22 protein-coding genes are annotated in these 23,952 nt (G+C 54.7%); 13 read left to right on the top strand and 9 right to left on the bottom strand.

The window, feature by feature from the left end; translation table 11 throughout:
• The first annotated feature begins 35 nt into the window (after positions 1-35).
• From K3729_06195 to K3729_06185, 3 genes are all read left to right on the top strand, one after another.
• Entirely contained in the window at positions 36-746 is a 711-nt protein-coding gene (locus K3729_06195; protein ID UWR00362.1) for a DUF4386 domain-containing protein, read from the top strand.
• A 12-nt stretch (positions 747-758) separates the two neighbouring features.
• Positions 759-1,760, top strand: coding sequence for an NAD(P)-dependent alcohol dehydrogenase (locus K3729_06190; protein ID UWR00361.1), 1,002 nt, complete (start codon positions 759-761; stop codon positions 1,758-1,760).
• 163 nt (positions 1,761-1,923) lie between these two features.
• Positions 1,924-3,279 carry a DUF3179 domain-containing protein gene (locus K3729_06185; GenBank protein ID UWR00360.1) on the top strand — a complete coding sequence of 452 codons (1,356 nt, stop codon included), beginning with the start codon at positions 1,924-1,926 and terminating at the stop codon, positions 3,277-3,279.
• Between the two features lie 30 nt (positions 3,280-3,309).
• Here the strand turns inward: K3729_06185 and K3729_06180 are convergent, their stop codons facing one another.
• The 3 genes from K3729_06180 to pcaQ all read right to left on the bottom strand — a co-directional run bounded on the left by K3729_06180 (position 3,310) and on the right by pcaQ (position 6,046).
• Positions 3,310-4,263, bottom strand: a complete 954-nt coding sequence (locus K3729_06180; protein UWR00359.1) for a YHYH protein — start codon at positions 4,261-4,263, stop codon at positions 3,310-3,312.
• Positions 4,264-4,286: 23 nt separating this feature from the next.
• Positions 4,287-4,928 (bottom strand): PEBP family protein, encoded by a 642-nt coding sequence (locus tag K3729_06175; GenBank protein UWR00358.1) that lies wholly within the window; start codon positions 4,926-4,928, stop codon positions 4,287-4,289.
• Positions 4,929-5,098: 170 nt separating this feature from the next.
• Entirely contained in the window at positions 5,099-6,046 is a 948-nt protein-coding gene (gene pcaQ / locus K3729_06170; protein ID UWR00357.1) for a pca operon transcription factor PcaQ, read from the bottom strand.
• An 86-nt stretch (positions 6,047-6,132) separates the two neighbouring features.
• Between pcaQ and pobA the strand changes: the two genes are divergently transcribed.
• On the top strand, positions 6,133-7,302 hold the full coding sequence (pobA, locus tag K3729_06165; protein UWR00356.1) for a 4-hydroxybenzoate 3-monooxygenase: 1,170 nt from the start codon (positions 6,133-6,135) through the stop codon (positions 7,300-7,302).
• A 219-nt stretch (positions 7,303-7,521) separates the two neighbouring features.
• Here the strand turns inward: pobA and K3729_06160 are convergent, their stop codons facing one another.
• From K3729_06160 to K3729_06140, 5 genes are all read right to left on the bottom strand, one after another.
• Positions 7,522-8,124, bottom strand: coding sequence for an SDR family oxidoreductase (locus tag K3729_06160; protein UWR00355.1), 603 nt, complete (start codon positions 8,122-8,124; stop codon positions 7,522-7,524).
• A gap of 17 nt (positions 8,125-8,141) precedes the next feature.
• Positions 8,142-8,756, bottom strand: a complete 615-nt coding sequence (locus tag K3729_06155) for a glutathione S-transferase (GenBank protein UWR00354.1) — start codon at positions 8,754-8,756, stop codon at positions 8,142-8,144.
• Positions 8,753-10,129: an NAD-dependent succinate-semialdehyde dehydrogenase gene (locus K3729_06150; GenBank protein ID UWR00353.1), complete on the bottom strand. Its 1,377-nt coding sequence runs from the start codon at positions 10,127-10,129 to the stop codon at positions 8,753-8,755. Before K3729_06150 ends, K3729_06155 begins: the two co-directional genes overlap by 4 nt.
• Positions 10,130-10,237: 108 nt before the next feature.
• Positions 10,238-11,179, bottom strand: a complete 942-nt coding sequence (locus K3729_06145) for a glyoxylate/hydroxypyruvate reductase A (GenBank protein ID UWR00352.1) — start codon at positions 11,177-11,179, stop codon at positions 10,238-10,240.
• On the bottom strand, positions 11,176-11,589 hold the full coding sequence (locus tag K3729_06140) for a VOC family protein (GenBank protein ID UWR00351.1): 414 nt from the start codon (positions 11,587-11,589) through the stop codon (positions 11,176-11,178). The genes K3729_06145 and K3729_06140 overlap by 4 nt, the downstream gene beginning before the upstream one ends.
• 90 nt (positions 11,590-11,679) lie before the next feature.
• Here K3729_06140 and K3729_06135 point away from each other — a divergent pair, with 90 nt between their 5' ends.
• The 7 genes from K3729_06135 (at position 11,680) to ugpC (ending at position 19,993) form a co-directional block, all read left to right on the top strand.
• Positions 11,680-12,513, top strand: coding sequence for a LysR family transcriptional regulator (locus tag K3729_06135; protein ID UWR00350.1), 834 nt, complete (start codon positions 11,680-11,682; stop codon positions 12,511-12,513).
• A gap of 115 nt (positions 12,514-12,628) precedes the next feature.
• Positions 12,629-13,699 carry a LacI family DNA-binding transcriptional regulator gene (locus tag K3729_06130; protein UWR00349.1) on the top strand — a complete coding sequence of 357 codons (1,071 nt, stop codon included), beginning with the start codon at positions 12,629-12,631 and terminating at the stop codon, positions 13,697-13,699.
• Positions 13,696-15,045, top strand: a complete 1,350-nt coding sequence (locus K3729_06125) for an extracellular solute-binding protein (protein UWR00348.1) — start codon at positions 13,696-13,698, stop codon at positions 15,043-15,045. Before K3729_06130 ends, K3729_06125 begins: the two co-directional genes overlap by 4 nt.
• 76 nt (positions 15,046-15,121) lie before the next feature.
• Complete coding sequence (locus tag K3729_06120) at positions 15,122-16,405, top strand: sugar ABC transporter permease (GenBank protein ID UWR00961.1); 1,284 nt, start codon at positions 15,122-15,124, stop codon at positions 16,403-16,405.
• On the top strand, positions 16,402-17,634 hold the full coding sequence (locus K3729_06115; GenBank protein UWR00347.1) for a carbohydrate ABC transporter permease: 1,233 nt from the start codon (positions 16,402-16,404) through the stop codon (positions 17,632-17,634). Before K3729_06120 ends, K3729_06115 begins: the two co-directional genes overlap by 4 nt.
• Before the next feature lie 3 nt (positions 17,635-17,637).
• Entirely contained in the window at positions 17,638-18,915 is a 1,278-nt protein-coding gene (locus K3729_06110; protein UWR00346.1) for a hypothetical protein, read from the top strand.
• Positions 18,916-18,940: 25 nt separating this feature from the next.
• On the top strand, positions 18,941-19,993 hold the full coding sequence (gene ugpC / locus K3729_06105) for a sn-glycerol-3-phosphate ABC transporter ATP-binding protein UgpC (protein ID UWR00345.1): 1,053 nt from the start codon (positions 18,941-18,943) through the stop codon (positions 19,991-19,993).
• A 29-nt stretch (positions 19,994-20,022) separates the two neighbouring features.
• On the opposite strand, the gene K3729_06100 is transcribed toward ugpC, so the two are convergent.
• Complete coding sequence (locus K3729_06100) at positions 20,023-21,036, bottom strand: AraC family transcriptional regulator (GenBank protein UWR00344.1); 1,014 nt, start codon at positions 21,034-21,036, stop codon at positions 20,023-20,025.
• A gap of 111 nt (positions 21,037-21,147) precedes the next feature.
• Between K3729_06100 and K3729_06095 the strand changes: the two genes are divergently transcribed.
• Both K3729_06095 and dmdD read left to right on the top strand, forming a co-directional pair.
• The gene (locus K3729_06095) at positions 21,148-22,911 is read left to right on the top strand and encodes an acyl-CoA dehydrogenase (GenBank protein ID UWR00343.1); all 1,764 of its coding nucleotides are present in this window, start codon (positions 21,148-21,150) and stop codon (positions 22,909-22,911) included.
• 21 nt (positions 22,912-22,932) lie between these two features.
• Positions 22,933-23,742 carry a methylthioacryloyl-CoA hydratase gene (gene dmdD / locus K3729_06090; GenBank protein UWR00342.1) on the top strand — a complete coding sequence of 270 codons (810 nt, stop codon included), beginning with the start codon at positions 22,933-22,935 and terminating at the stop codon, positions 23,740-23,742.
• Positions 23,743-23,952 lie beyond the last annotated feature (210 nt).

The raw sequence follows: 23,952 nt of genomic DNA, 5'->3' as shown, positions 1-23,952 counted from the left end.
CGCCAAACATTGAATTGGCAAGGAAAGGAATGACCATGACCCGAACAGTTCATCACCAATGGGACGCTATCGCTGCACGTTATGCTGGTGCGCTTTACCTCGCTATCGCCGTGTGTGGCGGTTTCAGTATTGGGTATGTGCCGATGCAAATCGTTGGCCCTGACGGCGCGGCCTCTCTTGCGAACCTGAAAGCCAACGAAGGGCTTTTCTTGCTTGGCGTGTTTGCCGATTGCGCTGTCATCTTGTTCGAATTGGCCATCACTGCTGTTTTGTATCAATTGTTCCGTTCTATCAGTCCGTTGATGTCGACCATCGCGCTGATTTCCCGCGCAGGCATGATCGTCGTCATGGGCCTAAACCTGCTGATCTGGGTGTTGCCTTACGCATTATTGCAATCGGCATCAGGCCCGCACGTATCGCCAGAAATGGTTCAACTCAGCTTCCGAGCCCACGACCTTGGTGTTTTCGTCTGGCAGCTTTTCTTTGGGGTACATTTGCTCGCGCTTGGCTGGCTAACTGTACGATCGTCAATCGTGCCGACCATCTTGGGACGAGGCCTGTTCATTGGGGCCTTTGGTTACCTGATCCAAGGTGTCGTCGAGCTAATGTTTATCGACCTACCGATCATTAACGCTCTCATCATCTTGCTTCTGATCATCGTCACAGTGTCAGAAATTAGCTTCGGTCTTTGGTTGCTGATCCGTGGCGCACACAAGCCATCCACAACCGCACTTTCATTTGCCTAAAGGACAACCAAAATGTTTGCCTCTTCATATTCCCGATACGGATCACCCGACGTTCTAGAGCTGATCGAATTGCCGACGCCCACGCCAAAGTCCAACGATATCCTCGTGCAAATCGTCGCGACCACCGTAAGCGCGGGGGATTGGCGGGCGCGCAGCCTGACGATGCCAAAGGGGCTTGGACTGGTTGGCCGTTTGGTGTTCGGCATCACAGGGCCACGCAAGCAAATCCTTGGAACAGAGTTTTCGGGCGTTGTTGTCGCGAAGGGTGCAGATGTCACCAATTTTGAAATTGGCGACGCAGTTATCGGGTTTCCCGGCGCATCCTTTGGTGCCCATGCCGAATTCATCACGATGCCGGCCAATGGCAAAGTCGTCCGCAAACCCGACAACCTGTCATTTGAAAACGCCACCGCAATCCCGTTTGGGGCAACGACGGCCTTCGATTTCCTTGTGAACAAGACAAAGCTGCGAAAAGGGCAAACCGTTTTGATTAACGGAGCATCGGGTGCGGTGGGGTCGGCCTGCGTACAAATTGCGAAGCACATCGGCGCACATGTCACTGCGGTCTGCAGCGGAAGAAACGTCGCATTGGTCAAAGAAATAGGGGCGGACAAGGTCATTAACTACCGCGAGCAATCAGTCATATCACCGACCGATACCTATGACGTCGTTGTCGACACAGTCGGCACGCTGTCATGGGCGCAGGCCCAACACGGTATCAAAGTCGGGGGCAAAATGGTCCTGATCGCGGGCAAAACGTCCGACATGATTTTTGGGGGGATCAAAGCGAAACTGGCGGGCAAGACAATGATTGGCGGTGTGGCAAGCGAAGCACCGGATATTCTTGCGGCGGTTGTTCAACTTGCGGCACAGGGGAACTATCGGCCTGTGATTGATCGTGTCTTTGCATTCGACGATATGCAAGCCGCGCATGCCCATGTCGATACTGGACGCAAACGCGGCAATGTTCTGATAACCGTAGCGCAACCGTCCAACATCGAAATTGTCGCTTGAATGGCGTGGCAGGATTGAAGGCGGCGGACAATGATCGCCCGCTCCTTTTCCAGAGGGTTTGCGCCACGAAACCGATCTAACGAAAACCTGATGGAAACGTGAAGCTCGCGTTGCTCTTTTCGAGGTAGTTTATCCCGAGAAGCCCCAGCGCATAGGAACCGTCATGTTTCGCCAAGCCATCGCCACAGTAATCGCCGTTTGTCTGTCCTCCGTCCCTGTGTCGGCGCAGACGACGCCGCTGCCTGACTACGTTATCGCTGCATTTGGCGAACCTCCGGCGATCCCTGAAGGGCCGCTTACCGCAGATACCATCGCCGCAGTGGATGACGTTCTCGCCATTGCCGTAAACCAGTCAGACTGGACACCGACAGATACAGACGCGTTAGATATCATTGCGCAAACACGCGATCCGCGCCTTGTTTGGCTTTTGACGGACATGCAGCGTTTCGCGTGGCGTCCAGAGTTTCGTGCGGCGCTGACCCGCACGGCCGCAGACATACTCGATACATCTTTCGAAAGCGGTCGCCAGCGCACCGAAATCATTAACAAAATGATGGCATGGGATATGCCCGCATATCCGGATTACCTCAGCCATAAGGCCCGCGTTTTCACGAACTACGTACCGGGATGGGAGACCCTATTTGTCGAAGGCGACATTGATTGGCATCTGGTCGACTGGGGCGGCGTGAATATTGATGCACGCCCCTATGACACGACAGATGAAATCTGCCACTGCATCCCCGCTGTCGACAACCCAGAGGTCGACAAAGCCGAAGACGCCATATGGTTGAAAGATGACGACATCATATTCGGGATCGCCATCAATGGTGAAGCCCGCGCCTATCCCCGTCGCATCATGGAAGTGCGTGAAATGGTGAATGATACATTAGGCGGCCGCGATCTTGGCATCCCATATTGCACCCTGTGTGGCGCAGCACAGGCTTATTTCACCGATCAACTGCCCGCAGGTGTGCAGCGGCCGATCTTGCGGACGTCAGGCCTACTGATCCGGTCGAACAAGGTAATGTACGATATCGAAACCCAATCCGTTTTTGATACCTTTACTGGTAAAGCCGTCGCTGGACCGCTAGCAGAAACAGGACTGCAATTAGACCAAGCAACCGTCATTACAGCCGATTGGGGTACATGGCGGACCACCTTTCCTGACACAACCGTATTGAAGGAAGAATTGGCATTGGGCCGCGATTTTAATCTGCGCGAAACACGCGATGCAAATGGTCCGATTTTTCCGGTTGGAGATGTTGATCCACGGTTGGGCGTCCATGAAGACGTCATTGGGGCGATCACCGCGAATGGGATGCCAGTTGCCTTTCCCCGATCGCTCGCGGTCGCGGCCCTCAGGGCAGGACAATCGGTGACGTTTAACGACGTGAAACTGGAACTCTTTGCAGGCGGGCTTCGGGCCGTTGGGCCTGACGGTCAGGATCTAGGAAGCCACCAAGCGTTCTGGTTTGCATGGTCCCAGTTCTATCCCAACACAGCGCTTTGGGAAGGGTAAGCAGCAAGGCGCGCCTTCCTTTAAGCAAAGCTATCGACAGAATTCGCCCTGCATGACCTGACCTGCATTTGTCACCGTCTCAGTAGTGTAGTCATAGCAATTCGCCTGATCCGAAGGGGCGTACCGTATGTAATAGTCCTGTCCTTCATATGTGTAGTCCATGCTCCGGCTACCATCATCGTTTTGCGTGAAAACGAGGTCTTCTACGCCGCCTCTTGGGGGACGACCCGGCTCTGCCCCACCTCCGGTGGTCGCCGTTAACGGACGAACGCGCGGCAACTGATCAAAGTCGGCCACAACGCCCATCAAGCATTGCACGATATAGGGCGCGTCCGCTGACGTATGATAACGATACCCAAACGTATCATCCGTTTGGCCATTACAGACGTCCAATGATCCTGCGATAATTGCAGATCCATCGGGGTTGCTATCGCCGTAGATAGGGTAGCCATCAAACGCCCAACCGATAATGGCGTCAGGTCCTGCATTTTCCATCTGCGCGATCATGCAGGTTGGGGCCACATGGTAATGGTAGTCATCCCCGCGACCCGCATGGCCACCGCAGACATCAAGTTGACCAGTCTGCAATGTATCGTGCTGTGCTTGATGATGCGCCAAATCGGCTTCGGTCATTTCGCCGCCGCCTGTATAATCGTAGATCGGCACGCCATTCACCGCGACACCGAGTGCGGCGTCACGGGTCAACGGGGTGCCGCTGAAAACCGGAGCCAACAGGATCGGCGCGCTGTAATCTGCGGGAACTGGAACCTGTTCGTTTGTCGCAACAATCCCGGTCATCATGTCATGATCCGGATAGGTATCGGATGTCAGGGTCGCGTGGCTATCCGAACAGGTCACTGTGACACTGTCGCTAAACCCTGCGTCCGCGACAGAATCTGCAACCGCAGCACAGTGATCTTCGTGTGCCGCGGCGGGGGCTGCGAAAAGGCACAGAACCGAAGCGATATAAGCGGGACGTGTCATGTTTGGTGTCCTTTGCAAGAGGGTCATTCGACCGTTAAACGACACAGAACTGTGTTGCTTTGTTCAAGATCAGGGCCCCAGATCAATTCCGCATCGTCAGCCCAGTTGATCCGGTCATAGCCGTCTTTTGGGTCCACCTGCTGTTTAGTATAGACATCCGCCGCGGGCCAATCTGTAGCGTCGAACGCTGCGGTGTCCCACCCTGCCGGTTCGTCTTCAATTTCAAACGCGCATGCACCAGCACCAGCCACGGGATCGGATGCACTTTCGCAAGATTTATCGAGCGGGGCTGTATGGATGACGTGGCATTGCCATTCACTGTCACTGACGGCCACGATGTCGCCGGACTCATCTGAAATCTGCACGATGACGCCGCCGTCGCCCATTTGTTGCCGGCCTGTCCCGATGTATTCTAATCCGGTGTCATTTTCTTTGAAATCTTTGGCCACCAGACCAATCACAAACGGACGTTCGGCTGCAAACGTAAAGCTTTCCGCATTGAAAGAGCGTTCGGTCGTAATCGACACGCTATCTTCGGCCACCTGTTCGCCGTCTATGCGCATTTCGAACCAATTATCTGCCCAGACGTCAGCTGAAAAAGTCTCTGCGTGCGCGCTGCCCGCAGCAAGGCCTAGAAAGATGAGGGTTGGAATTGTCGTGCGCATGGGATTGCTCCTGTCTGGATGTCTTTGAACATTTAACGTGCAAGGCAGACAGTTCCGTCGCATTCTTTTCGATCATTTTCAGCACACGCGGCAATTCCAACGATCCAAGATTACGTTCACACTATGGGTAACGCATTTGGTGATGAAACCGGTACAATCTGAGCCAGTTACTATTCTTGATATTCATCCATTCGCGCCCCCTGCGGGTCATCAATTGCGCATATGTCTTGCAACACTGTCGTGAAAGTGCGCGTAGCAACCGACGGGATTTCTTCCGCCCTGCTCATGATGCCGACTGCGCCTTCGGTTGCTCCAGTATCCACCGCAATCATCTTTAAGCGGCCTTTTGCGATGTCGTCGGCGACCACACCCTCACTGATGATCCAAACGGCGTTAGGGTCCGCTAGGGTCACAGCACGCCCAAAAACGGGCGATGCGGTTTCAATCCTATTGCGGAAAAGCGGCACGCCTTTCGAAATAAGCATACGCGCAACAAGTGGACGGATGGCTGCATCTTTTGGAGGGTATAAGACACGGTAAGCTTCAAGTTCCGCAGGATCGCGCACAGCCAACGCGGGGCTATCTGGTCGGGCAACGATGACGACCTGTTCAGAATAAAGCTGCTGAAAGATTAAACCGATCATCGTATCGGGTTTGCCTAGACGCCCCACCACAATATCCATAGTGCCACTGCGCAGACGCGTCGTCAGATCAAGATGAGCCCCTTCGTGGATTTCCACCTGCGTATTCGGGCTTTGCGCTGAAAAGGTCAAAACAGCCTGCGGCAGAAGCGACGACGCAACGCTTGGTAACGCCCCAATGCTCAACCGCCCCGCCGTACCTGCGGACGCTTGGATGCTGCGAAGACCGTGGCGCAAAGCCGCTGTGCTTTGTTCGGCAAACTGCAGGAAAACTTCGCCTTGCGGTGTCAAAGACACGCCCGAACGGCTTCGTTCGAGGACTTTCGTGTCAAGAATGTCCTCGAGCTCTTTCAGGGTTTTGGAGATCGCGGGTTGGGTCAGGTTCAACTGATCCGCTGCCACCGTGAAACTACGTGCCCGCGCAATCGCGCTAAATGCATCGAGGTGCCTGAATTTGATACGTCGATCCACATTCATTCCAATATAAGCATGAAAAACACACAATAACTCATTTTAAATATCGTTCCAAGTATGGGAAAAATCGTAAAGGACGGGAGGACCATGTGAGAACGCAAGTCGCAATCATCGGTGGCGGGCCATCGGGTCTGTTGCTGTCGCAGCTATTGCACACGCGTGGCATCGACAGCGTTGTTCTTGAACGTAAGACGAAAGACTATGTCTTGGGCCGAATTCGTGCCGGTGTTTTGGAACAAGGCCTTGTTGCGTTGATGGAAGAAGCGGGGTGCGCGGATCGTTTACATGCCGAAGGCATATTGCACGATGGGACCCTGATTTCTTATGGCGATGACATGTTCCGCGTCGATTTCAAGGAACACACAGGCACGCCGGTTGTGGTTTACGGTCAAACCGAAGTGACGCGCGATTTATACGATGCGCGTGAAGCGGCAGGTGGAAAGATCGAATTTAATGCCCAAGATGTTGTGATCCATGGGGCTGATACGGACACGTCGCATATCACCTATGCCGTCAACGGTGACGCACGCCAACTAGACTGTGATTTCATCGCAGGCTGTGACGGTTTCCACGGGATCAGCCGCCAAACCATTCCGCGCGATGTTCGCCGCGAATACGAAAAGGTTTACCCGTTCGGCTGGCTTGGCATCCTGTCTGAAACGCCGCCGGTCAATCACGAACTGATCTACGCGAATTCACCGCGCGGCTTTGCATTATGTTCGATGCGCAACGAAAACCTAAGTCGCTATTACATTCAATGCGACCTGACCGATAAGCCAGAAGATTGGACAGATGACGCGTTTTGGGCAGAGCTGAAGCGGCGCATCCCTGCGGATCAGTCGCGGAAACTTATCACGGGCCCCAGCATCGAAAAATCGATCGCGCCGCTGCGGTCTTTCGTGACAGAACCGATGAGCTGGGGCCGGCTTTTCCTATGCGGTGACGCCGCCCATATTGTGCCACCGACAGGCGCCAAAGGGTTGAATACGGCCGCATCAGACGTGCATTACCTGTATAATGGCCTACGCGATTACTATGAAAACGATAGTAGCGACGGGATTGATGCCTATTCACAAAAAGCGCTTTCGCGCGTTTGGAAGGCGGAACGCTTTAGTTGGTGGTTCTCGTCGTTGATGCACAAATATCCGGATCAATCCGAATTCGATCTGAAAATGCAGGTGGCTGAAATCGAATTTCTGCGCACAAGCGAAACCGCCCAAAGATCAATGGCCGAAAACTATGTCGGTTTGCCTTACTGATGAGAGTGGTCCCATTGGGACTAACCAATGTAGGGTTGATGGAGCAGATCATTTGGATTCCGCACGTCCACCTGTAACAATTCAGGCTTTTTTACGATTTCATTCGCAAGCATTCTGGATGTGATCCGCCGATCTTTATCGAGGCCAGTCCTGAAACGTAAAACAAGAACATCCAAGAGCTTTTCGGTCAGCGCAGTACTGCGCTGACCAGATGATATATCAGGCGGATTGCATATCAACCGCTGCCCCATCGTATTGCCCGGTCGTGGCTGCCATAGCCAACACATGGGCGACATCCGCACGGCTCGCCTTGGCGGATTTGTCGACTTCACTGCCAACGATCACATCGCTGCTTCGCCCATCATCCGTGAGGGCGACAGGTCGCAAGATTGCATAAGTCATTCCCGATGCTTTCAGATGCTCGTCCGCGTCGTGCTTGGCTTTCAGGTAATGCGCTAAATCACCGGATGGATCCGACTGATCCGCACCGACAGAGCTGAGCATGACAAAACGTTCAGCCCCGGCATCCTTTGCCAGATCCACCAGTCGCATCGCGCCGTCACGGTCAACTTTATCGGTCATCTCGGGGCCGGTTGAGCCGCCGGATCCTGCGGCAAAGATCACAACGTCTGCGCCGTCGCAAACGCCTGCTTGCAGATCAGTGAGGTCTGCTTGCCGTAGCTTCGTGGCCTCGGGCAATTGGCTCGTGTTGGAACCATCTCGCACCAATGCTGTGACACTGTGCCCTTGGTCCAAAATCTCTTGGGTCAGGATACGGCCGGTTTTGCCGGTCGCACCGGCGATAAGAATATTCTTGGTCATGTCGTGTCCTTTCTTGGTTAAATGCTCGGGGCCATTGGACCCGCGGCTTTTAGTGCTGCGATGTAGCCCGGTTGTTCTTGCAAAACGTCCCAGTAGGTCGCGATCGCAGGATGGTCGCCCAACAGGTCAAGCTGTGCCAAAAGTGCGATGATGTAGGACATCTGGATGTCGGCCAGCATCGCGCGCTTGCCAAACAGAAGTGGGCCGTCACCAATCAGCTGGGTGATGTAGTCGAGATGTTGATACAGCGCCGCGCGCGCCTTGTCCGGCACGGGTTTGCCGTCAAAAGCAGGCAGAATGGCTGGCAACGCGGCTTCGGCGAAGGATGCCTCGACATAGTCGAGCACCGCTTCGTGTTGCCAATAGGCCACCGTGTCCTGCGGCGGTGTGTGACTGTCGTCACCATATTTCGCCGCGAGGTAGCGCAGGATTGTGGCCGATTCCGCGACCATTTCACCGTCATCTTCGATCACTGGGGATTTCCCCAACGGATGCACCTGCTTCAACGCGTCTGGAGCGCGAAAGCTGTCTGTGCGGTCATAATCCACACGGTTGCAGGGTTGGCCAAGATCGGCCAGCAACCACAACACGCGGGTGGCGCGGGAATATTTCAATGCATGTAGTGTAATCATGAGAAAAAGATCGCCTTTGCGTTTGTGAATTCCTTCATGCCGAAACCGCCGTGTTCGCGCCCGTAGCCTGAATCCTTCACACCACCGAAGGGCATGTTTGGATCAGCAGCACCAAAGGTGTTGATCCGGACCATCCCCGTATCGAAATGATCACGGGCGAGTCTTAGCGCACGTTCTTCGTCTTTGCTGAAAATCCCGCCGCCAAGACCGTACCGGCTATCGTTGGCGATGCGCATCGCATCTTCGTCGTCTTTAGCGCGGATGACTGCAGCGACTGGTCCGAAAATTTCATCATCGTAAGCGGGCATACCCGGCGCCACATCCGCGAGAACAGTCGCAGGATAATAGGCCCCTGTGCAGTCAGGTGCTTCGCCGCCGCAGAGAATTTTTGCACCGTTTGCGACGCTTTTCTCGACTTGTTCTTTCACCGTGTTGAACTGATCTTCGCTGGACAACGGCCCAAGCTGGGTGTCGTCGTCAGTTGGATCGCCCAAGGTGATCGCCTGCATCTGTTCAACAAATGCGGACATGAATGCGTCATAGACCTTGTCCGTCACCACGAAACGTTTGGCGGAAACACAGGTTTCGCCATTGTTATACAATCGGCCCATCACGGAATATTTGACGGCCGTCTCGATGTCAGCATCTTCCAACACGAGGTAGGCGTCGTTTGACCCCAGTTCGAGCACTGTCTTTTTAAGCGCCTTAGCAGCCGTTGCACCAATATGGCGCCCTGCCCCGTCGCTACCCGTCATGGTCACACCGCGCACAAGCGGATGTTCGATAAGATCATCGCTTGTTTCATGGTCGATCAGAATGACCTGAAACAAATCCTCAGGCAAACCCGCTCCAATACACAGTTCGCGCAGACGAAGGCCCGATCCTGTGCAGATACTTGCGTGTTTGAGCACACAACCGTTGCCCGCCATTAGGTTCGCCGCCAAAACGCGGACCGGCTGATATAGTGGGAAATTCCACGGCTGAATTGAATAAATCACACCGATGGGTTGGTGGGTGACCACGCCACGGGATTCGTTTTGACCATGCACGCGTTCCTCGTCGGCCAGAACGTCCGGCCCGTTTTCCGCAGTGTAGTCAAAGATTGCGGCACAGATTTCGACTTCGGTTTTGCCATCTTTGATCAGCTTGCCCGTCTCACGGGTCATCAGCTCTGCCAATTCATCCGAATGCGCACGCAGAACTTCGGCAATCCGCGACAAATATGGGGCGCGTTCCGCATGTGTTTTTGTCCGCCAATCAAGAAAGGCCGCGTGTGCTGCTTCCAGCTTTTGCACGGCTGTTTCTTTGGTCATCAAGTCGTAGGCTTCAATCGTCTCGCCTGTGGCGGGATTGGTCGTAGTGATCGTCGACATGGTGTCTCCTTCAAGCGTCTAAGCGTTGGGGGGACAACATCGAGGTCAGGATTTGGTTCCTGCCGATAACTTGCCATGCGGGCGCATCACCGAAACGTTATCGCACCTTCAATACCCTCGCTGGCGGTCAACACTGTCCGGCACCTGACCCGTTCGAAAATAGGTTGCGATGTTTTTTGCTGCGACTACAGATGCGGTTTTCATGTTTGTCGGCGCTGATACATGAGGCAGAATTGTCAGATTATCAGTGCGCCACAAACGATCCATCCGCGGCAGCGGTTCGACTGCAAAAACATCCAATACGGCGTGATTGAGATGCCGCGCCGCAAGCATATTGAGCAGCGCATCCGTTTCGATGATCTGCGCACGGGCGAAGTTGATGACCGATGCACCGCTTTTCATACGTGACAAACGGGTGTGGTCCAGCAATCCGCGCGTTGTTGTGGTAAGCGGTAGCAAAACAACGACGATATCGCTGACGTGTAACAAATCGGTCAGGCCGTCTTCGCCGGAAAAGCACCGAACGTTTGGTATGGATTTGGGCGACCTGCTCCACCCCAACACATCAAATCCGTGCCGTGATAATGCGGCGCAGGCGGAACGGCCCAATGCGCCAAGCCCCAGAACGCCGACTTTGCGATCCTCGGGGAGGACAACGTCGTGTTGTTCCCAAATGCCGGACGCCTGTTGGGAGGCGTATTTTGGCAAATCGCGGTGCAGGTACAACGTCATTGTTAGAACGGCTTCGGCCATTGTTTTCGCCAACTGCGGATCAGCCATCCGCACGATTGCAACGTCATTCGGTAAGCTATGCACCAGCTTTTCCACACCAGCCCAAAGGCTTTGCACCCATTTCAAGTTTGGAAGCTGCGACAGGTGGTCAGGGTCAGGATTTGCGACTAGCGCGAACTCTGCGTTTGCGAAATCGACGTTCGGGTCAAATGGCACTATACGGAAATCTGGCAGCGCAGCCTGCAGCTGGACCGACCACGCGTTGCGCGACGCAGCGCTGATATTGCTGACAAAAGGGATGATAGGTCGGTCTGTCATGTGGCGAACACATTTGTTTGGTCCTTGAAGCCTTTCACTTCAATCGGATTGCCTGATGGGTCGCGGAAGAACATCGTCGCTTGTTCGCCCGGTTCGCCCGCAAACCGTAAACTTGGTGGAATGATGAATGCGACGCCTTGGCTTTCAAGGTGCGCGGCCAAGGCGTTCCAGTCATCCATCCGAAGGACGACACCAAGATGTGGCATTGGGACCAAATGATCGCCGACATGACCCGTTGGTTCGGTTTTGAAGGGTTCGCCAAGATGCAGCGAAATCTGATGCCCAAAGAAATTGTAATCGACCCATGTTTGCGTCGACCGTCCCTCAACGCACCCGAGCGTTTCGCCGTAGAACTGGCGGGCCGCATCAAGGTCGCGGACGTTATAGGCGAGATGAAAGGTGCTTTGCATCGTGGTCTCCGTAGTATTTTCGGAGACAGAGTAGCGCGCAGGCAACAAAACGAATAATGAGTATCTCGACGGTCAATCGAAAGAGATAGTTTGGACATTCGTTACCTGCAGACCTTACTAGACGTCGTCGAGGGCGGGTCACTCGCGGAAGCGGCGCGCCGTCAAAACCTGACCGCGGCTGCCGTCGGTCAACGTTTGAAGGCGCTAGAAAACGAACTTGGCGTGGTTCTTGTCCGCAGGTCAGGGCCAACCGTGCGCGCGACCCCAGCGTGTACGCGGATCATCCCGCGCATCAAAATGATCATCGCGGAAACCGCCCTTTTGCCAAGCGATATCGCAGCGGACGGTTTGGCCGGGCCTTATCGGCTCGGCGTGATTTCAACCGCGTTGGCCGACCATGTGCCATCGCTGATCAAGCACCTTCAGGCGGTCGCACCGGATGTTGATCTGACCATTACACCGGGATCATCGGCCCATCTGTTTGACCTGCTGTCGCGTGCAGAATTAGACGCGGCCATTCTGGTTGCACCGCATTTTGCGCTTCCCAAGAGCGTGAGGTGTAAAGTGCTGGAGCAGCAATCGTTTGCATGGGTCACCCCAACTAAAGCCGCGTCATCGGATCTACCACTCATCGTATACGACAAAACGTCGTGGGGTGGCGAAATCGCGTGGCGCTGGATCGCGCAGAATCTGAGATCACAGAACGTACTCTGCGAGATGGATGCGCCCGAAACCGTCGCGAGTTTGGTCGCGGGCAGCGCAGGTCGCGCCATTTTACCGATCTGGGCGGGCCTGTCGAACACGGCAGGGATCGACATTGAAATCATCCCAGAACTGCCGAAGCGATCTGTCGTGTTTGCACATTCTGCATCGCCTATTGATGAAGCTTGTCAGGCATTTTTCAAACGAAAATTCGCCCTTTAGGGCCAAATTCTGCAACGCAATCCGCCCTAACTTCCATCGTCCAAAAATCACCGAAACCGATTTCGGTTGATTTACGAAACCGGTTTCGGTTAGCGTTTACGTAGGGGGAGAATCGATGGCGGACAAATCAGTTAATCTAAAAGTTCTGGCCGCGCATTTGGGGCTAACTGTCAGCACCGTTAGCCGCGCGCTGAACAATTACGCTGATATCAGCCCTGCGACTCGTGAACGGGTCAAGCAGGCTGCGGATCAATTGGGGTATCGCCCGAACCAAAACGCGCGGCGCTTGTCGATCGGAACGCCCGAAACGATTTGCTACCTAATGCCACGCCAAATTGGTGCGATTGCCCAGCCTTTCGTCGCGCAATTGCTTGCCGGGTTGGGGGAAGCATTGAACGAACGCAACTGGGATCTTCTCGTTAGTCAGGCGGATGCATCCGTCGGTGATCTTGCCAGCATCGAACGGTTGGTCAAGTCAGGTCGTATTTCCGGTTTGGTTATATCACGTCCTTTAAAGAACGATCCACGCGTCAAGCTGATGCAAAGCCTCGGTTGTCCGTTTGTGGTCCATGGCCGCACCCAAAACAGCGACGATTATGCATGGTATGATGTGGACGGCGAGGATGCGTTTGTAACAGCCGTCAACCACCTTGCGCGGCTGGGTCATCGCCGGATCGGATTTATAGGGGCGCCACTACAGTATCAGTTCGCACAGGAACGTCTTGACGGATATTTGCGTGGTCTCAAGCATAATGGCTTGGTCGAAGATCCTGATCTCGTGCAGATCGCCGAATTTAACGACGATGGCGGCACTGCGGCGGCCAGTTTGTTGATGGATCTGGACGTTCCTCCAACTGCAATGGTCTGTGTCACGGACATGATGGCACTGGGTGCCTTAGATGCGTTGCGGACCCGTGATCTTGTTCCGGGTCAAGACGTGTCTGTTATTGGGTACGACGGATTACACTTTGGCAAACACGCCAATCCACCACTGAGCACGATGGCACAGCCACAGGCACATGCGGGGCGGCGTCTGGGCGATATGCTGTTGTCCATCATCGACGGTGGGGACCCGACCAAGTTTCAAGAACTACAGCGCGCGCATTTGGTGCAGCGCATGACGGATGGACCTGCGCATCAAAATGCAGGCCAAACTGAAGTTTCAATTAGGGAGGAACTACAATGAAACGGAAGACAACTATATTAACAGGGCTCATGCTATCGACCGCTCTGGCCGGGGCTGCGTCTGCTGATACGATCCGCGTTTGGACGATGGAGGTTCAGCCGGAACGGATGGAAATTCAGCAGCAGATGGCCGATGCGTTTGAAGCATCAACAGGTCACGTTGTTGAACTAATCCCCGTTGAGGAATCCGACATTCAGACCCGCGCTACCGCTGCATTTGCGGCCGGTGATCTGCCTGATGTGCTGAACCACACAGTCCAGCACCTTTTGCCATACGCAGAAGCCGGTCTGTTGGATACCGCAGCTGCTGATGAAGTCGTTAATGATCTTGGTGTCGACACATTCGCAGCGGGCCCAATTCGCATGGCTTCGAGCGACGGAGAAATCGTTTCGGTACCAACCGACGGTTGGACACAGATGGTTGTTTATCGCAACGACCTGTTTGAGGAAGCAGGTCTTGCAGCACCGACATCCTACGACGCGATCCGCGCTGGACTTGAAGCACTGCACAATCCGCCAGAGATGTACGGTTTTGTAGCCGCGACCAAGATCGACGAAGGCTACATGATGCAGTTGATCGAGCATCTGTCATTGGCAACGGGCTATACACCGGTCAATGCAGACGGTTCCGTGAACGAGGACACAACGAACCTCAAGCAACTTCTTGAAATGTATCAGGAACTTGTTGCTGCATCACCAGAGGGCGACCTGTACTGGTCCCAATCTCGTGAGCTGTACCTTGACGGTAAGGCCGCGATGATCATCTGGTCCCCGTCCATTTTGGACGAACTGGGCGGCCTGCGTGACAGCGCACCTGTTACAATCAACGACGATCCGACAACAAAAGAACTGGCTGGCAACACTGGTTTTGCCACGATGGTTTCCGGTCCGGGTAATGCGGACGGTGCGGCATGGTCTGACGTACGTTACATGGGCATCACCGCCGATGCGAACACCGAAGTGGCACAGGAATTTGTGAAATTCTTGCTATCCGACGGATACGGTGACTGGCTCAGCCAAGCGCCTGAAGGCAAGTTCCCTGTTCGCACGGGTCCTGAAGCCGGTTCTTCGGAATATGAAGCCACATGGGCCGGACTTGATGTTGGTGTGGATCGCAAGGCCCCCTTAGGTGACATCTACCCGCAGCAAGTCATCGACGATATCGTTGCGGGTCTGTCCGTGGGCGACCGTTGGGGCGTGGAATCAGGCCAGTTGGCCGCCGCATCCACCATCATCAACAGCCAGATCATGAGCAAGGTCATTCGCGAAATGACAGACGGCGATCTGTCCGTCGATGAAGCCGCCGACAAAATCGTCGCAGAGCACATGGCGCTGATGGCCAACTAAGCCAAACGATCGGGGCGGCCTCGCGTTGCCCCGACCATTCATTTGAACCGAGAATTTCAATATGCCCATCCCCGACATCCCCAATCAAGGTCCGCCGAAAGGTCTTGGCCCACTCGCCAAACGCGAGATGCGGTTTGCCTACCTTTTGCTGCTGCCGACCTTTCTGATCGTGCTGTCCGTTGTGCTGTTCCCGTTGATTGCAAACGTTTGGATCAGTTTCAAACCAGTCACGCTTGGCGATCTTCGTGCGCCTGCGATTTTGATGAATGAACGCCTGATGGGTGATCTTGCGGTTGCAGGCGATGAAGCCGATATTCGCTACCGCGCCCGCAATTCATCGCGCAAAAGCGCGATTGCAGATGTCGTTTTCACGGACACAGTGCCCCCGACCCTTGAGATCGTCACGGTTGATGATCGGTGTGAACGTACGGGTCAGGACCTAATGTGTGATCTGGGTGATTATGAACCCGGACAACGCGAAGACATTATTGTCAGAGTTGCCGCGACGCAGGCGTTTATCGACGCGCCGGACAATATCAAAGACAGCGACCCCGTCTTCACCTTTGTGCCTGAAAACATCCTGACGAATGGCGATTTCACGCTCGATAACTTCCGCCGTGTTTTCAACGCGTCTGACTTTTGGACCGTCCTGTGGGCATCGATGTACTACACCATTGCCGGCACAGTTGGTGCGTTGGTTATGGGGCTGTTTGCCGCCCAATTGATGAACATCACATTTGGCGGTCGGGCCTTCCTGCGCGGTTTATTCCTGTCCCCCTACGTGGCCCCCGTGATTGCCGTTGCATTGGCATGGGTGCTGCTGCTGGATCCCGGACCGGGCGGCACGTTAAACGCGCTTTTGATCCAACTTGGCGTGATCGAAACGCCGATCAGTTTCTTAGGACAACGCGCTGTCGAAATCCGTTTCCTTGGTTTGACTTTCGACTTCCCAGTCGCCTTGACAGTCGTGATCATCTTCGAAATCTGGCGCTATTTCCCGCTTGCGATGTTGTTCATCCTTGCGCGGATGCAATCCATGTCGACCGACATTTATGAAGCCGCCGAGATCGACGGGGCCACCCCATTGCAGCAGTTCCGCTTCATATCGTTGCCGCAACTGATGGGTATCATGGCGGTCCTGTTCCTGCTGCGCTTCATTTGGACGTTCAACAAGTTCGACGACATCTTCTTGCTGACCGGTGGGGCCGCTGGCACCCGCACACTAACCGTCAACGTCTATGAACAAGCCTTTGCTGTGTCCAACCTTGGTGCTGGTGCGGCGGTCGCTGTGGTCGTGTTCTTGGTGTTGCTGTGCTTCTCGGTCATTTTCTTCAAATTCTCGCCGGAGGATGACGCATGAGCCGTCTTGGAAACATCTTCTATCTCTCGGTCCTGTTCGGGGCACTTTGGGGAGCGATTTGGTCGATCATTGTCACCTTGTTGGCATTGTTCATTTCCGGCCTGACGTTCCAGCCTCAAGTGACCGCAGGTGCACTCGGTGGATTGGTTGCGGCGGCAGCACTCGCGTTTCATGCACCGCGCGATCGAACCATTGGCATACGCCTGATCGCGGGATTTGCATTTATCGTGGTGCTTGTCGTGGCATCCGGTGCGCAGCCACTTGGGCTTTCGCTCGATACCTATTCAATTGGCCAATTGATCTTCACCGTTTTGATGGCCGTTGTTGTAATGCAGTCAATTCATCTGACCTGCGCCAATCTGGGTCCGGGGCACGAAAAGCGGTACAATGTCGAAGTCTTGTGCCTGCGGTTCGTGAAAGGGTTTGGTCTGGTGACCTTCACCATCGCTGTGGCCTTGCCGTTCTTTGTCATGGTGATGATGAGCCTCAAGAACCAGCAATTGCTGTTGTCCAACCCGCTTGATTTCTCAATCGACTTTGGCCAAGGCTTTACCGCATTGTTCCGCAGCTACATCGAACTGTTCACCCAATACCATTTTGGGACCTACTTGTTCAATTCGGCGTTGGTGTCTGTCGCGACGGTGGTCATCACACTGTTTTTCGCAGTGCCAGGCGCTTACGCCGTCGCAAGATTGCGGTTTCCCGGTCAGAACTTTCTCAGCCGGTCGATCCTGCTGATCTATATGGTGCCGATGATCGTGCTGGTCATTCCGCTTTATGCAATCTTTAGCCAACTGGGAATGCGCAATACGTTATGGGGGCTTCTGTTCGTCTACCCCGCCACAACGATCCCTGTCGCGCTATACATGCTGCAAGGGTATTTCCGCGGTATTCCCGCCGAACTGGAAGAAGCGGGTCTGATGGACGGCCTTACCCGGCTGAATGTCATTCGCAAGATTACGCTGCCGCTGGCTCTGCCCGCGCTGGCATCGGTCGCGCTCTACGTCTTCATGATCGCTTGGAACGAATTTTTGTTCGCCTTCATGTTCCTCGACAATGTCGATCTGTTCACTTTGTCACGCGGCATAGCGGAACTGAATTCGTCAGAGGTCCCGCGCCAACATCTTATGGCGGGTGCCGTGATTGCGACCGTTCCCGTTCTTGCCCTTTTCCTTTGGTTCGAACGCTTTTTGGTAGCCGGACTGACTGCTGGCAGTGTGAAAGGATAACACATGACCTTAACCCAAAGCGCCATCGATATCCTGTCTCGCAACGACAGGGGTGGCTTCACAATCCCGACCAAGGGGCTTTATCCCTACCAGTGGAACTGGGACAGCGCCTTTGTCGCGCTTGGCATCGCGACCTATGATATGGATCGTGCATGGGGCGAAATTACATCGCTGATCGAAGGGCAATGGCCCGATGGTATGATCCCATCCATCATTTTCCGCAGCGATGACCCGGACTATTTTCCCGGGCCATCACGGTGGGGCAGTACAAAGGGACCGATCCCGTCAACTGGCATTTCCCAACCTCCTGTTTTGGCGACGATTGTTCGCAAGCTGACCGAAGGCGGCAGCATGCAAGACAAAGCGCGTCTCGCCGACGTGTTCGACGCAATCTATCGCTGGCACGCTTGGTGGCATGATGCCCGCACAGTTGATGGTATCGTCACAACTGTGCACCCTTGGGAAACGGGTCGCGATAATTGCCCTGAATGGAACCTTGGGCTTGATGCAATGACCGTTGCCCCGGATCTGGCGCCATATACACGCAGGGACAACAAACACGTCGACGCAAGCTTCCGCCCTAGCCAAGAGCAATACGACAAGTACCTGACCATCGTGCAGTTTGGCGATAGCGTGGATTGGGATCAACGTCGGTTGACTGACGAAGGGCCGTTCCTGATGGCTGACCCCAACCTGCACTTCGTCCTGCTACGCGCCGACAAAGATCTGGGCGCCTTGGCAGCGGAGCTTGGCAAACCGCAATCGGTCCGCGACCAGATTGATGCATGGATTGCCAAAGGCGAGGCTGCAACAGACACAATTTGGAACGATGAACTTGGGGCCTTCACAGCCCGCGATATGCACTCTGGCACGTTCTGCAACGGCTTCAGCAATTGCAGCCCTTTGTGTTTCTACGCCGACAGCGGTTCCGCTGAACAATGGGGCAAGACGATTGATCATATGACCCGGATCGCGGCACAGGTCGATTACATGCTGCCAAGCTGGGATCCAGAAGCGCCCGACTTTGAAGCGCAGCGGTATTGGTGCGGGCCGTTGTGGCCACAAATGAATTACATGACAGCCCTTGGCCTTGCAGAACAAGGACACACCGACATGGCTGCCCGCGTTCAAAACGACCTGTGCCGTGTCATCGATAAAAGCGGCTTTTGGGAATGCTTTAATCCCCTGACGGGCGAAGGCTGCGTCGGCAATAACTTTTCCTGGACTGCCGCGGTTTGGCTGTCTTGGCAGCATGATAAAAAATTGGAAGGCGTGGCCTAGGGCCTGCCTGAAGCGAGGGAAGAACATGGGGTCAATCAGCCTGAAATCGGTCGAAAAATGGTTCGGCAATGTACAAGTTATCAAGGGCGTCGATCTGGACATTCACGATGGCGAATTAATCATCTTTGTTGGCCCTTCCGGCTGCGGGAAGTCCACATTGTTGCGGATGATTGCAGGTCTGGAGGAAACCAGTCGCGGGCAAATCGTGCTCGACGGGGATGACGTGACGCATAAGGTTCCGTCGGAACGGGAATTGTCGATGGTGTTCCAATCCTACGCACTCTACCCGCATCTTTCGGTTGGCGACAACATGGGGTTTGCGTTGCAAACGGCTGGCGCGTCGAAAGCCGAAATTGCCGAAAAGGTGAACCATGCAGCGGACACGCTGAAGCTGACCGATTATCTGGATCGCCGTCCCAAAGACCTATCAGGCGGACAACGCCAGCGCGTCGCCATTGGGCGTGCGATTGTACGCAAACCCAAAGGGTTCCTGTTCGACGAACCCCTGTCCAACCTCGACGCATCACTGCGTGTAGATATGCGGTTCGAAATTGCGCGGCTTCACAAGAGCCTGCAAAGCACGATGGTATACGTGACGCACGACCAGGTCGAAGCGATGACGCTTGCCGACAGGATCGTTGTCCTGAAAGACGGTCAAATCATGCAAGTCGGCACACCGCGCGAATTGTACGAAAACCCGCAAAACGTATTTGTAGCGCAATTTATTGGCAGCCCGAAAATGAACCTTATGCCTTGCGGAACTGACGGTGATCAGTTCACGCTCAGGGGCGGCGGACGTGGCCCGCTTCAAAACAATACCCAAAGTGCCGCTGTCCAGCTAGGAACACGCCCTGAACACATCAATGTCGTGGCATCGGGTGCGGGTCATTGTGATGGCGTTGTGCAGGTGAGCGAATATCTGGGCGCGGATTATTTTCACTACGTTGATTGTGGTGATCTTGGCCTCATGACAGTGCGGACCGCCGGTTCGACTGAAGCGCTTGAAGGACAGACCGTGGGGCTTCAATTTGATACGAGCCGCTTGCATTTCTTTGACAGCGCGGACCAACGGGTCTAGATCGGGGCTTTTTGCCAAGTAATTGGGGATCAGGCACGATAAGACCCCGGCGTTCTGTTAGTCCATTTCCGAAAGGCGCGATGGAAATTTGCAGGCGCTGAAAAACCGGTTTCATAGGCGATTTGTTCGATACTGACGGCACCTTCCTGAAGCGCACGGATCGCGATGTCGCGGCGCAACGCATCCTTGATGTCCTGAAACGATGTGGCTTCATCTTTCAGGCGTCGGTTCAACGTGCGGGGAGTCATTTTCAGATCATTCGCCGCGTCAGACAGCTGACCGGTATGCCATTTCGCCCCGTAAAGAAAAGCGCGCACCTGCAGGCTGTAAGTATGGGCGCGTGAGCTGGTGAATATCCAATCAATCGGTGCGCGTTCAAGAAAATCAGACGCCTCTTCAGTGCTACGGTTGATCGGGCGCGCGAATTGGCGTGGATCAAACCGGATGCTTGTTTCTTTGGCCCCGAATATCACGGGACACGGGAACACAACGGCGTAGTCGGCAGCAAAATCCGGACGCGCAAATGCAAAGTGAACTGCTTTCACGGGCGTTTCAGCACCGCCAAGCCAAGACAAAAGCCCATGCGCCAACTTCAACAAAAGCATATGACCAAACCGTTGCGGCAGTGTGTCGGGGACATAGGGAACAAGGGTGAGTTCCACTTGGTCAGGATCGGTACGCAAATCCAGTCGGAAATCATCTAGCATCAAATTCCAGAACGTCGAAAAACGGTATAAAGCAGACGTCAGGCTGCCAGCCTCGCGCTGCACCGTGACAAGATGCTGCAACGCGCGTGGGCGAATTGGTCGGCTCCATAACCCCATCATTTCATCCTGCGTTTCAGGTGCGGCCAGTTGATACAGCTTCACGAATTCATTCAGCGTAACACGTTGCGCAGGCGCCATTGGTCCCGCTTGCAGGCCCGAGCGGGTCAGCAATGCAGCCAATTCATCGGGTGTGCAGCGCACCCTTAATGCGTCCAGCCAGTCCTGAATGAAGCCCGCCGATACTGTGGTCAGAGCAATAGGATCGTTATCTGGCATGCGTGCACCTTCTGTCGTGATCGGATAAGACTTTGGCGAAAGATGAGCTTTTCGACAAGCCATACTGCGAATAGGCGACGTGAAGCCATAGTTTGCACGAGGACGTCAGGCATGCCATTTCAGCCGCCCGTACAAGATTTGATGTTTTGCATCGAACATTTGTCCCACTGGGATAAGGTGTCCGCACTGGATACCTATGCGGACTATGACCTGCCTGATATCCACGCCGCGCTAGACGCATACGCACGGTTTTGCAGCGAACAGATCGCTCCGCTGTCCCACATTGGTGATACGCTGGGCGCGCGGTTCGACCAAGGGCGCGTGACAATGCCTGAAGGGGATGTTCAAGCATATTCGCAGTTTGTCGAAATGGGATGGCAGGCGCTGACACATCCGATTGAGCATGGCGGTATGGGTCTACCGCGTGCGGTCGGCGCGGCGGCAGTCGAAATGCTGAATGCGGCCGATATGAGCTTTGGCCTGTGCCCCCTACTCACCGATGGCGCAATCGAAGCGCTCTTGCTGACGGGGTCAGACGACCAAAAAGCCACGTACCTGAAGCCGCTTATTGCAGGACGTTGGTCAGGTACGATGAACCTGACCGAACCGCAGGCGGGCAGCGATCTGGGGCGAGTCGCTACAAAAGCATCACTGCGCAGCGAGGGCAGCTACGGGATTTCCGGCACTAAGATCTTCATCACTTACGGCGCCCATGATCTCACTGAAAACATCATCCATCTTGTTTTAGCACGCACATCTGACGCGCCCGCGGGGCCAAAGGGACTTAGCCTATTTATCGTGCCCCAGAAAATGGTGAACCCAGACGGTACGCTCGGCACCGGGAACGCGGTCAACTGCGTCAGCATCGAACATAAGCTGGGCGTGCGTGCGAGCCCAACAGCGATGCTGAACTATGACGACGCCACTGGCTTTCTGATCGGGAAAGAAAACTGCGGGTTGGAGTATATGTTCATCATGATGAACGCCGCGCGCTTTTCCGTAGGCGTTCAAGGTGTCGCGACGTCTGAAAGAGCCTATCAGCGTGCGCTGACCTACGCGCGTGACCGTGTCCAAAGCCGACCCGTTAATGGCCAAAACGTGGATGCTGTCCCCATCATCTCGCATCCGGACGTGCGCCGTATGCTTTTGCGAATGCGCAGTCTGACCGAAGCAGGTCGCGCCATGGCTGCGGCAACCGCGGGGCTGCTCGATATCGCTCACCGTCTGGGCGACTCTGAAATAGCGGCACTCGCTGAATTCATGGTTCCGTTGGTGAAAGGTTATTGTTCAGAACGAGCCGTCGAAGTGGCGTCGCTTGGTGTGCAGATTCACGGCGGTATGGGTTTTATCGAAGAAACAGGTGCAGCACAGCATTATCGCGACGCCCGGATCTTGCCGATCTATGAAGGCACCACAGCCATTCAAGCCAACGATCTTTTGGGCCGCAAAGTGATGCGGGACGGCGGTAAAACCGCCCGTCTTTTCGCAGCGAGCATTGCTGAGACCGAAACAGAACTGGCGCAGGGCAATACGAGCATGCAGGCAATCGGCGAAAATCTCGGGTTGGCACGGACTGCGTTCGAAAGCAGTTTGGACTGGCTGCAAACAAACAGCCGCAAAGATATCGACGCGGCCTTTGCAGGGTCTGTTCCGTTCTTGATGCTCGCAGGTACATTGGCGGCGGGGTGGAAGCTCGCAGATGGTGCTCGCGCGGCGCAAGCCGCAATTGACACCGGACAGGACACAGATTTCATGACCCAGAAAGTCGCGACCGCGCTATTCTTTGCCCAACATGTTTTGCCGGAATGTACAGTCGAACAAACCCGCATTCTACAGGGGTCCCGCAGCCTGTTGGACGCGGCATTCCCTGAATAATCCCAGAAAGGACCCCTTCCCATGAACGACGTTGTGAACCCAGACACCTACGAAAGACTTTCGATTTCGCCGCGCGATAACGGCGTCTACGTTCTGACGTTGAACCGCCCGTCCAAACGCAATGCCTTGGACGTGACGACAATCGAAGAACTGATCCGTTTCTTTTCCGGTGCGCGCATCGCAGGTGTCAAAGCGGTTCTACTGGCGGGTGAAGGCGATCATTTCTGCGCAGGGCTTGATTTGATTGAACACTGGAAAGCAGACCGAAGCCCCGATGATTTCATGCATGTTTGTCTGCGCTGGCATGAGGCATTCAATAAGATGGAATATGGCGGCGTGCCGATCATTGCCGCACTACAAGGCGCCGTTGTCGGAGGCGGCTTGGAACTGGCAAGTGCGGCACATGTACGTGTGGCAGAACCCGGTACTTACTTCGCGCTTCCCGAAGGCCAACGTGGTATTTTCACGGGCGGCGGCGCGACAATTCGTGTGTCCGAGATGATCGGCAAATACCGCATGATCGACATGATTCTCACCGGACGCGTCTACCAAGGTCAGGAAGCCGTCGATCTGGGCCTTGCGCAATACATCACCGAAGACGGTGGCAGCTTTGCCAAAGCGATGGAAATTGCCGACAAGGTCGCGCAGAATTTGCCGTTGACGAACTTTGCCATCTGTTCCGCAGTCAGCCACATGAACAACATGTCAGGCATGGATGCGGCATATGCTGAAGCGTTTGTGGGCGGAATCGTCAACACTCAACCGGCCGCCCGCGAACGTCTAGAAGCCTTTGCAAACAAGACCGCGGACCGCGTGCGCCCCAACAGTTAGGCAGGTGGCACTGGTTGCGAACTGCCATGAAAGACGTGCGCGACCAGATGCCTGCCAATCAGGTGATACACATAGAAATAACTGCATCATTGTAATGCCCCGCCATCCGCTGGGGCATGATCTCTAACGTCGATTTCTATGCTTCTTTGGATGCGGCATTGGAATCGGCTATCATCGGGCTTAATTCTGCAAAGAATAAATATCAGGGGC

Source organism: Rhodobacteraceae bacterium S2214 (genome assembly GCA_025141675.1).
Classification (GTDB): Bacteria; Pseudomonadota; Alphaproteobacteria; order Rhodobacterales; family Rhodobacteraceae; genus Yoonia.
This window is presented reverse-complemented; position numbering and strand designations above follow the sequence as displayed.